The organism is Bradyrhizobium sp. LB13.1, assembly GCF_054056815.1.
Genome location: NZ_JBSRYQ010000001.1, coordinates 2,274,686 through 2,288,134, shown reverse-complemented (window position 1 = coordinate 2,288,134; position 13,449 = coordinate 2,274,686). Strand labels below are relative to the sequence as shown.

General features: G+C 59.5%; 9 protein-coding genes and 2 pseudogenes. 10 read left to right on the top strand and 1 reads right to left on the bottom strand.

Annotated elements, in window-relative coordinates; translation table 11 throughout:
• Positions 1 to 14: 14 nt before the first annotated feature.
• The 4 genes and pseudogenes from ACVWYI_RS10745 (at position 15) to ACVWYI_RS10730 (ending at position 4,533) form a co-directional block, all read left to right on the top strand.
• Positions 15 to 623, top strand: coding sequence for an FUSC family protein (locus ACVWYI_RS10745; protein ID WP_354049471.1), 609 nt, complete (start codon positions 15 to 17; stop codon positions 621 to 623).
• Between the two features lie 65 nt (positions 624 to 688).
• Positions 689 to 2,318 (top strand): annotated as a pseudogene (locus ACVWYI_RS10740) (NAD-dependent malic enzyme).
• A 177-nt stretch (positions 2,319 to 2,495) separates the two neighbouring features.
• The gene (locus ACVWYI_RS10735; protein ID WP_354049473.1) at positions 2,496 to 3,173 is read left to right on the top strand and encodes a response regulator transcription factor; all 678 of its coding nucleotides are present in this window, start codon (positions 2,496 to 2,498) and stop codon (positions 3,171 to 3,173) included.
• Entirely contained in the window at positions 3,160 to 4,533 is a 1,374-nt protein-coding gene (locus ACVWYI_RS10730; RefSeq protein ID WP_456661942.1) for a sensor histidine kinase, read from the top strand. Before ACVWYI_RS10735 ends, ACVWYI_RS10730 begins: the two co-directional genes overlap by 14 nt.
• Positions 4,534 to 4,898: 365 nt before the next feature.
• Here the strand turns inward: ACVWYI_RS10730 and ACVWYI_RS10725 are convergent, their stop codons facing one another.
• A complete protein-coding gene (locus tag ACVWYI_RS10725) occupies positions 4,899 to 5,408 on the bottom strand; it encodes a hypothetical protein (protein ID WP_456661941.1) in 510 nt (169 codons plus the stop codon).
• 45 nt (positions 5,409 to 5,453) lie between these two features.
• On the opposite strand from ACVWYI_RS10725, the gene ACVWYI_RS10720 reads away from it, so the two are divergent.
• The 6 genes and pseudogenes from ACVWYI_RS10720 (at position 5,454) to ACVWYI_RS10695 (ending at position 13,448) form a co-directional block, all read left to right on the top strand.
• Entirely contained in the window at positions 5,454 to 6,623 is a 1,170-nt protein-coding gene (locus tag ACVWYI_RS10720) for an efflux RND transporter periplasmic adaptor subunit (RefSeq protein ID WP_456661940.1), read from the top strand.
• Positions 6,620 to 9,722, top strand: a pseudogene (locus ACVWYI_RS10715) (efflux RND transporter permease subunit). The gene ACVWYI_RS10720 and the pseudogene ACVWYI_RS10715 overlap by 4 nt, the downstream one beginning before the upstream one ends.
• 190 nt (positions 9,723 to 9,912) lie before the next feature.
• A complete protein-coding gene (locus tag ACVWYI_RS10710) occupies positions 9,913 to 10,872 on the top strand; it encodes an RNA polymerase factor sigma-32 (RefSeq protein ID WP_456661939.1) in 960 nt (319 codons plus the stop codon).
• Positions 10,860 to 12,290 (top strand): cytochrome ubiquinol oxidase subunit I, encoded by a 1,431-nt coding sequence (locus tag ACVWYI_RS10705; protein WP_456661938.1) that lies wholly within the window; start codon positions 10,860 to 10,862, stop codon positions 12,288 to 12,290. The genes ACVWYI_RS10710 and ACVWYI_RS10705 overlap by 13 nt, the downstream gene beginning before the upstream one ends.
• 10 nt (positions 12,291 to 12,300) lie before the next feature.
• Complete coding sequence (gene cydB, locus ACVWYI_RS10700) at positions 12,301 to 13,308, top strand: cytochrome d ubiquinol oxidase subunit II (RefSeq protein WP_247446062.1); 1,008 nt, start codon at positions 12,301 to 12,303, stop codon at positions 13,306 to 13,308.
• A complete protein-coding gene (locus ACVWYI_RS10695; RefSeq protein WP_247343311.1) occupies positions 13,308 to 13,448 on the top strand; it encodes a DUF2474 domain-containing protein in 141 nt (46 codons plus the stop codon). The genes cydB and ACVWYI_RS10695 overlap by 1 nt, the downstream gene beginning before the upstream one ends.
• Position 13,449 lies beyond the last annotated feature (1 nt).

Here is a 13,449-nt window from a genome sequence, read left to right as displayed (position 1 = left end):
AGAGGAGACCAGCTATGGCCGTCTCGATACGGTTTCTCGCCTTGGGAACACGGGTGTTTGACCGATGGTTCAGCAGCGACGGCGCCTTCACGCAGGGTGCCATTTTTGCGGCCGACCGAAGTCGCTTCGTCATCCGCTGCGCGACGGCCGCCTCACTCGCCTACGAATTGGCGAGGCTTGTCGGGCTGCAACATCCGGTGTGGGCACCGATCTCGGCCCTGATCGTCTCCCAGGAGAGCGTGACGGCAACGCTTGACTCGATCCATGGGCGCTTCGTCGGTACGTTCATCGGCCTTGCCGTTGCGCTGCTGATCAACTCGGTCGGCCGCAGGATCGGAATTCCTCTGGTGCTACAGATCGGCATCGGCGTGGCCCTGTGCGCGAGCGCGGCAATGGGTCGGCCGCTGATCCGGGTCTGCCTGTGGACCTGCCCACTCATCCTCGTGGCAGCGGCCACCGGTCCCGCCCCGGCACTTGTTGCGGTGATGAGGGCATCGGAAGTGGTGCTGGGCGCCCTGGTCGGCGGCGTGACGCACATCGTCGAGGAGAGGATCGGAACCGCTGCCAACGCACGCGCACCCGGCAAGCCGGAAACAGAGCCTGACGAGGGATCGGATCCCTGAATTCTGCGCATTCGCCCTCGCCTCCCCGCTTCGTTTCTTCAGACAGTTCAACCAAGGTTAGCATCATGTCCTTCGAAGTCGCCAATATCGGTTACGAACTTCTTCGCAACCCGCATTTGAACAAGGGTACGGCCTTCACACTCGCCGACCGGCACGAGCATCGCCTGGAAGGACTACTGCCGCCGGTGCCGAGCACGCTTGAGCTGCAGGTCGCGCGCATCCATTCCGAACTCGCAAGCCTCGATGACGACCTGCAGAAATACCTTCTGCTGTCAGACCTGCAGTCTCGAAACGAGACATTGTTCTATGCCGTGCTGATGTCGGATCCAGCAAGCTTCATGCCGGTCGTCTATACGCCGACGGTCGGAGAGGCCTGCCAGAAGTTCGACCACATCTTCAGGGCATCAAGAGGCGTCTATCTCCCCATCACCGCCCGGGGTCGGTTGAAGCGACTGCTTGCCAACTGGCCGGAGAAGGATGTCCGCTTTATCGTTGTAACCGACGGCGAGCGCATCCTGGGTCTCGGAGATCTCGGAGTCGGCGGCATTGGGCATCCCGGTTGGCAAGCTCGCGCTTTACACCGCCTGCGCCGGCGTCCCGCCGCAATATTGCCTCCCGGTGACGCTCGACGTCGGCACCAACAACCAGGATTTGCTTGATGACCCGCTTTACCTTGGGCTGCGTCAGCCCCGTATACGCGGCGAAGACTACACAGCTTTCGTCGATGAATTCGTGGAGGCTGTACGGGCTCTCTATCCGAGGTGCTGCATTCAATGGGAGGATTTCGCGAACATCAACGCAGTCCCGCTACTTACTCGCTATCGCAACTCAATTTGTACCTTCAACGATGACATCCAGGGCACGGCAGCGGTTGCCCTTGCCGGCATCTACGCAGCACTGCGCATATCCGGGCGGCCCCTTCGAGAACAGCGCTTTCTATTTCTTGGCGCCGGCTCGGCGGCAACGGGGATTGCCGAACTGATCAGCCAGGCGATGGTGTGTGAGGGCATGACCATCGCCGAGGCCCGATCCCGCAATGGGCTGTTCGACGTCAACGGTCTTTTGGTCACAGCACGCAGCGATCTCGCTGATTTCCAGAAGCCGTTCGCCTTGGATCATGCGCCGATCTCGGGCTTCGCCGAGGCGGTGAAGGCGGCGCGGCCGACTGGCATCATCGGCGTCAGCACTATGCCGAAACTGTTCAATCAGCAGGTCATCGAAACCATGGCCGCCATCAATGAACGGCCGATCATCTTCCCTTATTCCAATCCGACTTCGCGCTCGGAGTGCACGGCGGAGGAAGCTTACCGCTGGAGCGAAGGTCGAGCGATTTTCGCGAGCGGAAGCCCGTTTCAGCCGGTCGACATTGACGGAAAGACCTTCGTTCCGGGCCAAGGCAATAATGTCTACATCTTCCCTGCAGTCGGCATGGCCATATTCGCAACCGAAGCGACCCGCGTGAACGATGAAATGTTCATCGTCGCAGCGAAGGCCGTCGCAGAGCAAGTGACCGATGAGAACCTTGCAACCGGGCTGATCTATCCGCCGCGCGGCCAGATCTTCGCCGCCTCTCTTCACGTCGCGACGCGTATCGCCGAGTACATTTTCGAAAACAATCTTACGCGAAAAGAGCGTCCCAAGGACGTCGGCGCGCTGGTCCGTTCGCAAGTCTATCGGCCGGTCTATGCGGCTTGAAGTTAAGAGCTGCGGCACGCTATAGCCAAATTCCCAGATTAAACGGTAATTTAATGGCGGCCTGCCATGTGGTAGAAGTACTTCGTCTTGTAGCGAATGCCTGCGAGAGGCCTCAGGCAGGATGGCTCCTGCCTCCCGACGGCAACGCAATACGCTTAGAGCGCCAGGAAACCTGCGATGCCGAAGGTGCTGCTGATTGAGGATCATAACGAGACGGCCAGCCAGATCATGGCCGAGCTGGTCAATCGCGGATTCGACGTTGACTGGGCGGCCACGGGGGTCGAGGGTCTCGACAAGGCACGCACGTGCGAGGCCGACGTGATGATCGTAGACCGGCTTTTGCCCGGCATTGATGGTCTGACCATCATTGAGGTTGCCCGCCAGGAGCAGGTTCAGACTCCCGTTCTGGTGTTGAGCGCTCTTGGCGCGGTGGATGACAGGGTGCGCGGATTGCGGGCCGGCGGCGACGATTATCTTACGAAACCGTTCGCGATCGTCGAGCTGATTGCAAGGATCGAAGCTCTGCTGCGCAGGCCCGGTGACAGCCGCGAAACCGTGTTGCACGTGGGCCCCCTAGAACTCGACCTCCTTCAGCGGACTGCCAAACGCGACAAGCGCACCCTCGAGTTGCTTCCGCGCGAGTTTCGTCTACTCGAATACATGATGCGTCGGGAGGACCAGTTGCTCACGCGAGCAATGTTGTTCGAGGAAGTCTGGAACTACAAGTTCGTGCCACAGAGCAATCTCGTCGATGTGCATATGGGACGCCTGCGTCGAAAGGTTGACGCGCCCGGTGAGCCGCCGATGCTTCTAAACATTCGTGGAGAAGGATTTATCTTGCGTGCGCCTTCCTGAGTTTGCCCGTACGAGAACGTTTCGCTGGACACTCCTTCGCGGCATCGTCGTTGCAGCGGGCGCGTTCGCAATCTGCGTGGGATTGATGATCGGCTTTATCTATTGGCCGAACTCGACCTATGTGATCGACAGCGTGGACCGCCTGATTACCGATCGCGCCGACACCTTCTCCGCTCTTCCATCGGAACAGCGGCTGCAGGCGCTTCAGTGGCATATCGACCAGGATCCCCGTCGTGTAAAGCTCGTTGCCTTGTTCGATCCGCATGGCAATCGGATCATGGGCAATATCGAGAGCCTGCCGCATGGTCTTGAGTTGGGCGCTCGTCCGCGCGAAACATCAATCGTGCGAATTGATGCCCTCGGACGGGAGAAGGAGAGCGTTCGTGCTACAGCACGCCGGCTTGCTGACGGACAAATCCTTGTCGTAGGGCGGAATGTCGATGAGGTGGCGCAGATGGGAAATTCGGTGGAACGAGTCCTGGCGTGGGGCATCATTCCGGCCCTGTGCCTCGGGCTTGCCGTCGGAGCCTATTTGAGCATCAGGACACAACGACGGATCGACGAGGTAAACGAGCTGGTTCAGCGGATCGTCGCGGGTGAATTGCGCGAACGCCTGCCGGTGCAAGGCACCAATGCCCCCTTCGACGAACTCGCAACGCTCATCAACGGAATGCTGGACGAGATAGAAGTTCTCCTCCGGAGCGTGGCTGGCGTCGGAGACGATATTGCCCACGACTTACGAACTCCGCTAACCAACGTCAGGATGACGCTCGAGCGTGGCCGGCACAATGCGACCAAATTCGATCAACTGCAGGCGTCCGTGGATCAGGCGATCATGGGCCTTGACCAATCGTTGACAATGATTACGGCGCTACTCCGTATCGCCGAGATCGAGCACAGCCGTCGGCTCGTTGGCTTCCGCGATGTCGAGCTGGCGGAGCTCGTACGCGACGTCGCCGAGCTTTATGAGCCAATCGCCAAAGACAAGGGCGTGGCTTTGACGGTGGAAGCCAAGGAGGAAATCGTCACACGGGGAGACCGTGACCTCCTGTTCGAGGCGGTGGCAAATCTGGTCGATAACGCCGTGAAGTTCACCCCTGAGTGCGGCCGGGTCGAACTTAAGCTGAACCGGACCGAGGACGGCGGCGCCGTACGCGTGAGCGATACCGGGCGCGGAATCCCGGCAAGCGAACGCGATCTCGTCACCCGGCGTTTCTATCGGTCAGACAAGAGCCGCGGAGAGCCCGGACTGGGATTGGGGCTCAGCCTGGTTACCGCAATTGTAAAGCTGCACGGCTTTCGCTTCACCCTCTCTCCCGCGCCGGGCGGCCCGGGCTGCGTTGCGCAAATCGCGTTCTGATTGACTGCGCGGCAATGGGCCGGCCGGCATTCCTATTTAAATGCTTGCTGCTTTCCGACGAGACATCGGCTCTCGTTGCTTAGCGCGGGTGGCTTGTTACCTAACCGCCGTCCGGTTCCATAAATTCAAATTTAGAGTCGCGCCGGGCCAATTTAATGGCCTCGGAGGGCCGGGCCTGTATGTTTGATACGAAGAATAGGGTCGGCCACGTCTCTCGAAATTCAAGAATCAGGATTTCGCACCGATACTCCTGGAGAAGCCTTGGCAGCGAGAGGAACCGGCTGCCGGACGACAGCGGGAGATTCCATGCGAACAGGATTGGTGATAGCGGCGCTCGCGATGCTCTGGAGCTGCGCTGTTCAAGCTCAAACCTCCATCAGCCCCTCGGCGATGGGAGCGACTTCTCCACTCGGTGTGTTGGGCACGAACGGAACAAGCGCACCAACTGTCTCTGCGATCCCGCTTGGATCAACAGAGATCGACCCGGGCGGCCTTAGCCCCGCGCCTACTCCGGCCTGCGGCGCCAGTGGCTCGACCGGTTCGCAGGCCTCTGGAACGAACAATACGACATCAATGACAGCTGCCGGCACGACCTTCGACGGCGGTGGATTGGATATGACCTCCGGCTGCACTTCGTCGTCCGCGGGCGCGACTGGTTCGTCAACACCGGGAGCGAGTTCGAGCGGGTCGGTCATAGGAAGCTCGATCCCACTCGGCGCCACGGAGACAGGTAGCACCGGCGTGAGCCCGTTGGTTACGGTCCCGCTGCCCAGCACCTCCACAATGACGTACGGCTCAACCATATCGGGGACGACTTCGCCATGTTTGAGCTCGACGACGAGTGACTCCTCTTCGACCGCGGGCACCAGCGCCAACGCGGTTACATCGGCATCCGGCTGCTAAAGGAATCGGAGGGGAGCATGCGCAAACTATGGATCGCACTTGTCGTTGGCTTGATTGGTGCCGGGAGCGCCGCTTTCGCCGCGCGACAATTCCGTCAACCTGCGACAACGCAGCTGAACGCCATGCCGCAAGCTGTGCCGGTCGTTGCGGCAACGGTGCTCAGCCACGACGTGCCGATTTACCTGCGTGGCGTAGGTACGGTGATTGCCCACAACAACGTAATCATGCGCAGCCAGATCACCGGACAGCTCGTCAAGATCAGCTTCAAGCAAGGCCAGACCGTCAAGAAGGGCGACGTACTCGCCGAGATCGACCCGCGCCCGTACCAGGCGCAGCTTGATCAGGCGATCGCAAATTGCGACCGCGATCAGGCACAGGTCGTCAATGCCCAAGCCAACCTGAACCGATACGAACCGCTTGCTCAGAAAGGCTGGGCAAGTAGCCAACTGGTCGATACCACAAAGGCACAGTTGGCCCAGCTTCAGGCGATGGTAAAGTCGGATGAGGGAGTTATTGCGCAGGCAAAAACGAACTTGAGCTACACGCAATTGACTTCGCCGATCGATGGCGTGACCGGCATTCGCCAAATCGACAACGGAAACATCATCCATCCAACTGACGCGAATGGCCTCGTCGATGTCACGCGAATCCAGCCGATCTCGCTGATCTTCTCGCTCCCTCAGACGGATTTCGTAGAAATCCAGCGCCAAATGGCGAACCGGCCGCTCATGGTGCTTGCCTACAGCCAGGACGACAAGACCCAGCTTGACGAAGGCAAGCTCGACCTGATCGACAACCAGATCGTTCAGACCACCGGCACGATAAGGCTGCGGGCGAGCTTCCCCAACGCCAAGCGCTTGCTCTGGCCAGGCGAGCTCATCAACGCGCGGCTGCTTCTTGAGACTCGCCAAAATGGGTTGACCATCCCAGCCTCCGCAATTCAGCAGGGACCGCAGGGCTCCTTTGTCTGGGTTATCAGACCCGACGAAACCGTGACAACGCGTCCGGTGAAGGTTGCTTACAACAGCGATGGCGACGCGCTGATCGATTCAGGGCTTCAAGCCAATGAGAAGGTCGTGGTTGACGGTCAATACCGTCTTCAGCCCGGTGCACATGTGAAGGAGCTGGTCGGAGCGGCTGCGCAAGGAGCCAATCTCCAGAGTTCCGTCGAGCAGGAAATCCCATGAATATTTCCGCTCCGTTCATTCAGCGGCCGATCGCGACCGCGCTGCTCATGATCGCCCTCTTGCTCAGTGGCCTTGTCACCTACCGACTGCTTCCTGTCGCTTCTCTGCCGAACGTCAATTTTCCGACGATTCAGGTACAGGCACAGCTGTCGGGCGCTGATCCGCAAACCATGGCGTCCTCCGTCGCCACGCCGCTTGAGCAGCAATTCTCGCAGATTCCGGGCGTGATCCAGCTCGCCTCCGCGAGCGTGCTCGGGTCCACTCAACTTACTGTGCAGTTTGACCTTAGTCGCGACATAGACAGCGCTGCTACCGACGTTCTTGCGGCGATCAATGCCGCAAGTCCGTATCTGCCGCAAGGCATTCCCTACCCACCGACGATCCGGAAAGTGAACCCCGCGGAGACGCCAATCCTGGTTCTAGGCCTGACATCCGATACCTTGCCGCTAACGACCGTCGATGCCTATGCCGAAAACATTCTATTGCCGAAGATTTCGCAAATCGCAGGCGTGGGCATCGTAGGCATCGGCGGCCAGCAGAAACCCGCCATCCGTGTTCAAGTGGACCCCCAGGCGCTCGCCGATCGCGGCATCGGCCTGGAAGACGTCCGTAACGTCCTCACGCAAGCAAATGTCGATCAGCCAAAGGGCACGCTGACTGGTCCGCGGCAAAGCTTTACGCTCGGCACCAACGATCAGCTACTCAAGCCAGACGCTTACAAGGATCTCATCGTCGCCTATCGGAACGGCTCGCCGGTATTTATACGTGACATCGGCAACGTCATTGAGGCAGCAGAGAACAATCTGGTCGCCGGCTGGTTCAACAAGAAGCGCGCGATCATCCTGTCTGTTCAACGACAGCCCGGCGCCAACGTCATCGCGACAGTCGACCGCATCAAATCGCTTTTGCCGCAGCTGCAGGCATCGCTCCCGCCCGCAATCAAGGTGAATGTCATCTCCGATCGGACGCAGACGATCCGTGCGTCGGTTGCCGACGTGCAATTCACTCTGCTGCTGACGGTGGCGCTCGTCGTAATGGTGATCTTCGTATTCCTGCGCAATTTCTGGGCAACCATCATCCCGGCCGTCACCGTGCCGCTCTCGCTGATTGGCACCTTCGCGATGCTCTATGAAATGGGCTACAGTCTCGACAACCTCTCCTTGATGGCGCTCTCGATCGCGATTGGCTTCGTGGTGGATGACGCTGTCGTCGAAATCGAGAACATCACACGCCATATCGAGGAGGGTCTCTCGCCGTACGACGCGGCGATGAAGGGATCCGGCGAGATCGGCTTCACTGTGATGGCGATCACGTTCTCGCTCATCGCCGTGTTCATTCCTCTGTTCCTGATGGGCGGCTATGTCGGATTGCTGTTCCGCGAGTTCGCGATGACGGTAAGCGTTTCTCTCGTTCTCTCGCTGGTGATCTCGCGGACGCTCACGCCGATGATGTGCGCATACCTCCTCAAGCCGGAGAGCCATGAGCACGGTTGGCTCTACAGACTATCCGAGCGCGGCTTCGATGGCCTGCTCTCGGTGTACGAGCGCGGGACTAAAGGTAGCGCTGCGGCATCGCTTCATCACGCTGATGACGCTGTTTCTCACCATTGGCCTGACCGGCTATCTCTACCCGGTCATTCCCAAGGGTTTTTTCCCGCAGCAGGATACCGGCATGATCACGGGGATTGCGGAAGCGGCACAGGACATCTCCTATCCGGCAATGGTGGAGCGCATGCAGGCTGTGATCGACACCGTTCTGAAGGATCCCGCCATCGCCTCTGTCGGCGCCCAGATCGGAGGCACCACCACTCTCAACCAGGGGCGGATGTTCATCGCACTCAAGCCCCAGGACCAGCGCAGTGCCAATGCAGACCAGGTGATCGCCCGGCTCCGCACCAAGCTTGCGGCCGTGCAGGGCATCACCCTGTACATGCAGGCCGCACAGGACATCACCGTGGGCGCGCGACTGTCCAAGACCCAGTATCAATATACTTTGACCGATGCCGACTCCAACGAGCTCAATCACTGGTCAGCCATTTTCCTGGAAAAAATCAGGAGCATTCCCGGAGTTGCCGACGTAACTACCGACCAGCAGAACGCTGGACCACGCCTGAATGCAACCGTCAACCGTCAGGTCGCGTCGAGCTTTGGCATCTTACCCGCGAGCGTGGATAACACGCTCGATGATGCCTTCGGTCAACGTATCGTCTCCACGATGTTCACCGCGCTTAATCAGTACCATGTCGTGTTGGAGGTGCTCCCGCGCTTCCAAACCAGCCCCTCCGCGCTTCAGCAGATCTATCTCAACTCTTCTAGCGGACAGCAGGTCCCGCTGAGCACGCTTACCAACAGCACGATCACCGCAGCGCCGATCGTCATCAATCACCAGGGGATGTTTCCATCGACCACTATCTCGTTCAACCTGAAGCCTGGCGTGGCGCTCGGAGACGCGGTGGCTGCCATCCAGAAGTTCGAGCAACAGAGCGGCAAGCCGGCTTCGCTAACCACTACATTCCAAGGCAACGCGAACGCATTCCAGGCGGCGTTGGGTGGCGAGCTGGTTCTGGTGCTGGCGGCGTTGGTGGTGATCTACATCATCCTGGGTGTGCTGTATGAAAGCCTTATTCATCCGATCACGATCCTCTCCACCCTACCCTCGGCCGGAATCGGAGCACTGCTCTTGTTGATTGCCGTGCATATGGATCTGAGCGTGATCGCTATCATCGGGATCATTCTACTGATCGGCATCGTGAAAAAGAACGGCATCATGCTGGTTGACTTCGCGCTCGAGGTCGAACGCAACGAAGGTGCAAGTTCAGAGGAATCCATCTACCGGGCCTGCGTGCTCCGCTTCAGGCCGATCTTGATGACGACGATGGCAGCAATCTTGGGCGGCGTACCATTGATGCTCGGCACCGGCGCCGGATCCGAAATACGACAGCCGCTCGGCTATACGATCGTTGGCGGCCTCATTCTTTCTCAGGTCCTGACGCTGTTCACGACCCCGGTCGTGTACCTCTACCTTGATCGGTTGCAGAAGTTCTTCGCCAGCAGGCGCAGCCGCGAGCCGCAGGCTACTCCGACCGTCAACATCACGTGAAATCGTAGAGTGTTACGAGCACCGACTGCGCCTCGCAATGAGGCGCAGCGAACCTCGACGATTGTGACGACGCCAGACAATCTGGCCGACATTAAAGGCAAATTTAATCTGCCAAATTCCTATTTAGTGTCTCTGCCCCTGCGCTCGCTCCTACAGTCCATTTGCCGGGCTAAAACTATCGGAGCTGAATATGCAGGACAGCAGCACAGCTATCGCGCCTAATGAGTTTGAAATCAACGGAGCAGCGCGCAGCAACTCGCACGGATACACCTCGGCGATCAAGCGATACGACCTGCTCGAAGAGGAGCAAGAGCAACAGCTTGCACGTCGCTGGCTGGAGCTCGGCGATCGCGCGGCTGCCGACGCTCTCGTCACCAGTCACCTGAGGCTGGCGGCAAGCGTGGCATGGCGCTACAAGCGATATGGTCTTCCGCTCGCGGATATCACCTCAGAAGCGAACCTCGGTTTAGTTCTGGCCGCGCTGCGTTTCAGGCCTGGCCGCGGCTCGCGCTTTTCGACCTATGCGCTCTGGTGGATAAAAGCCAGCATACACGACTACATTCTGCGCTCCTGGTCGCTGGTCAAGATTGGAACAACTGCTGCGCAGAAGAAGCTGTTCTTCCGCCTCCGACGTGAAATGAACAGACTTGCCAGCGGGACAACCGAACTATCTCCGCTGACAGCTGAAGTTATCGCTCAGCGGTTGACCGTCAATGCCACCGACGTGATCGAGATGGACCGTCGCCTGCGCGGTGACCTGTCGTTGAACTCGCCTGTCAATGATGGCGAGGGCAGCGCGGAATGGCAGGATCTTCTGGTCGATCATTCGTCGAACGCGGAGCTGATCCTCGCGGAGCATGACGAAAGCGCCCGGCAGGTCGGCGCGCTTCAGGCGGCGCTGGATCTCCTGACGAAACGCGAGCGGCGGATATTTGAGGCGCGGCGCCTGACGGAGAATCCTCCGACCCTCGAAGAGCTCGCGCGGGAATTATCGATTTCTAGCGAGCGCGTGCGCCAAATTGAGGCCAGTGCATTTACCAAGGTCAGGAGCGCAGCCAGGATATGTTTCAAAGCGGAGAACCCGGCTCCGAGCTATCGCCCGCGGCCCGCCCTGCGAGTTGCGGAGGGAGTGCTCGCATGTTCGCGATAACTCCACTGCAGCTTGCGCGCATCCAGTTCGGGTTCACGGTTTCCTTCCACATCATCTTTCCGGCGATCACCATCGGGCTTGCGAGCTATCTCGTTGTTCTCGAGGCGCTATGGTTATGGCGGAAGGACGAGGTGTACCGCACGCTCTATCATTTCTGGTCTAGAATCTTCGCGGTGAACTTCGCGATGGGCGTGGTTTCCGGCCTCGTCATGGCCTACGAGTTTGGTACGAACTGGAGCCATTTTTCGGCTGCAGCCGGCAGCATTACCGGTCCGCTGCTCGCCTATGAAGTGCTCACCGCCTTCTTTCTGGAAGCCGGATTTCTCGGCGTCATGTTGTTTGGCTGGAACAAGGTGGGACCCGGCCTGCATTTCTTCGCAAGTCTCATGGTGGCGATCGGCACGCTCATCTCGGCGACCTGGATTCTTGCATCGAACAGCTGGATGCAGACGCCTCAGGGCTTTGAGATCGTCAACGGCCGGTTCGTGCCTGTCGATTGGCTGAAAATCATTTTCAATCCGTCGTTTCCTTTCCGGCTCGCCCACATGACCGTGGCCGCTTATCTCGCCACCGCCCTCTTCGTAGGCGCGGCCGGCGCATGGCACGTGCTGCAGGGCCGTTCGAGCCGGGCTATCCGCACCATGCTGTCGATGGCGATGTGGATGGTGCTGATCGTGGCGCCCCTCCAGATCGTGCTTGGCGATGCGCACGGGCTCAACACGCTGAAATACCAGCCTGCCAAGATCGCGGCGTTGGAAGGTCATTGGGAAAACACCCCCGGCCAGAGCGTTCCACTTACCCTGTTCGGGTTGCCGGACATGAAGGCCGAGACGACCCGCTACGCCGTACAGGTACCCTATCTCGGAAGTCTCATTCTTACCCATAGCCTGCATGGGCAGGTGCCGGGCTTGAAGCAGTTCGCGCCGGAAGACCGCCCCAATTCGACAATCGTGTTCTGGACCTTCCGCGTTATGGTCGGACTCGGCCTGCTAATGGTCCTGCTCGGCGTCTGGAGCCTGTGGCTGCGTTGGCGCCGGCGCCTGTTCAAGTCGAGCTTGTTCCTGCGCTTTGCCTTGCTCATGGGACCGACAGGGCTGATTGCGATTCTTGCCGGCTGGATGACGACGGAAATCGGGCGCCAGCCCTGGGTCGTCTACGGACTGCTGCGCACGAAAGATGCCGTTTCGAATCATTCCGTCGTGGCCCTTTCACTAATTTTGATCGTCTTCGTCGTCATGTACTTCGCCGTGTTCGGCGCAGGCATCAGCTACATGCTGAAGCTGGTCGCTAAGGGGCCTGACGAAGCGGAAGCCGGAGGTGCGCCGCACCGGCGCGGGCAGTCGCTGCGTCCAGCACGGCCCCTCTCGGCGGCTCCCGACGATGTCGATCTTGCGATTGAACCCCCTAAACAGAAATAGGTCTAGCGAGATGGGCATCGATCTTCCCCTTCTTTGGGCACTGATTATCGGCTTTGGCCTGATGATGTATGTCGTGATGGACGGATTCGATCTGGGTATCGGCATTCTCTTTCCGTTCATTCCTGATCGCGAGCATCGCGACGTGATGGTCAATACGGTCGCGCCAGTCTGGGACGGCAACGAGACGTGGCTGGTTCTGGGCGGCGCGGCGATGATGGCGGCCTTCCCGCTCGCCTATTCGGTCATCCTGAGTGCCCTCTACCTTCCACTGATGTTCATGCTCGCTGGCCTAATCTGGCGTGGAGTCGGGTTCGAATTCCGCTTCAAGGCGGACGCATCCCATCGACCGTTTTGGGACAAGGCTTTCGCCTTTGGCTCGTACCTCGCCACCTTCTGCCAAGGCGTTGCGTTGGGCGCCTTCATCAACGGCATTGCCGTCACGGACGGCTCGTATGCCGGCGGCACGTTCGATTGGGTCACACCATTCAGCCTGTTCACCGGGTTTGGCCTCCTGGTGGCCTACGCGCTGCTTGGCTCGACCTGGCTGATCATGAAAACCGAAGGCGCGTTACAGCGTCGCATGAAGGTTCTCGCTAGAGCCGCAACACTCGTCCTGTTGCTCACGATAGCCATCGTCAGCCTTTGGACGCCGCTCTCACATCCTGATGTGGCGGCGCGATGGTTCAAGCTACCGAACTTCCTGTTCTTCTCACCCGTTCCGCTCCTCGTGTTGCTTGTGGCGTGGGCGATCTTCCATACGCTGAAACGCGACACTCATGCTACGCCCTTTCTGCTGGCGCTGCTCCTGCTCTTTCTCGGCTACAGCGGGCTCGCCATCAGTCTGTGGCCGCACATCATCCCGCCGGCGATTTCCATCTGGGACGCCGCATCGCCGCCCCAAAGCATGGGTTTCGCCCTGCTAGGTGCGCTGTTCGTTATTCCCTTCATCCTCGGGTACACGGCTTGGGCCTACTACGTGTTCCGCGGCAAGGTGAGGATCGGCGAGGGTTATCACTGATGGAGCGGCGAACTTCCTTGCCAACCTGGCCGTGGCGGATCGGCTGGCTGGTCCTGATCTGGACGGCGAGTGTCGTAAGCTTGGCGATCTTGTCGATCGCATTTCGCATGTTGATGAACCTTGCCGGGCTAACGGGATGAC

Coding starts and splice junctions, on each gene's coding strand:
- ACVWYI_RS10695 (WP_247343311.1), top strand. CDS start 13,308: ATGGAGCGGCGAACTTCCTTGCCAACCTGGCCGTGGCGGATCGGCTGG.
- ACVWYI_RS10710 (WP_456661939.1), top strand. CDS start 9,913: ATGCAGGACAGCAGCACAGCTATCGCGCCTAATGAGTTTGAAATCAAC.
- ACVWYI_RS10735 (WP_354049473.1), top strand. CDS start 2,496: ATGCCGAAGGTGCTGCTGATTGAGGATCATAACGAGACGGCCAGCCAG.
- ACVWYI_RS10705 (WP_456661938.1), top strand. CDS start 10,860: ATGTTCGCGATAACTCCACTGCAGCTTGCGCGCATCCAGTTCGGGTTC.
- cydB (WP_247446062.1), top strand. CDS start 12,301: ATGGGCATCGATCTTCCCCTTCTTTGGGCACTGATTATCGGCTTTGGC.
- ACVWYI_RS10745 (WP_354049471.1), top strand. CDS start 15: ATGGCCGTCTCGATACGGTTTCTCGCCTTGGGAACACGGGTGTTTGAC.
- ACVWYI_RS10720 (WP_456661940.1), top strand. CDS start 5,454: ATGCGCAAACTATGGATCGCACTTGTCGTTGGCTTGATTGGTGCCGGG.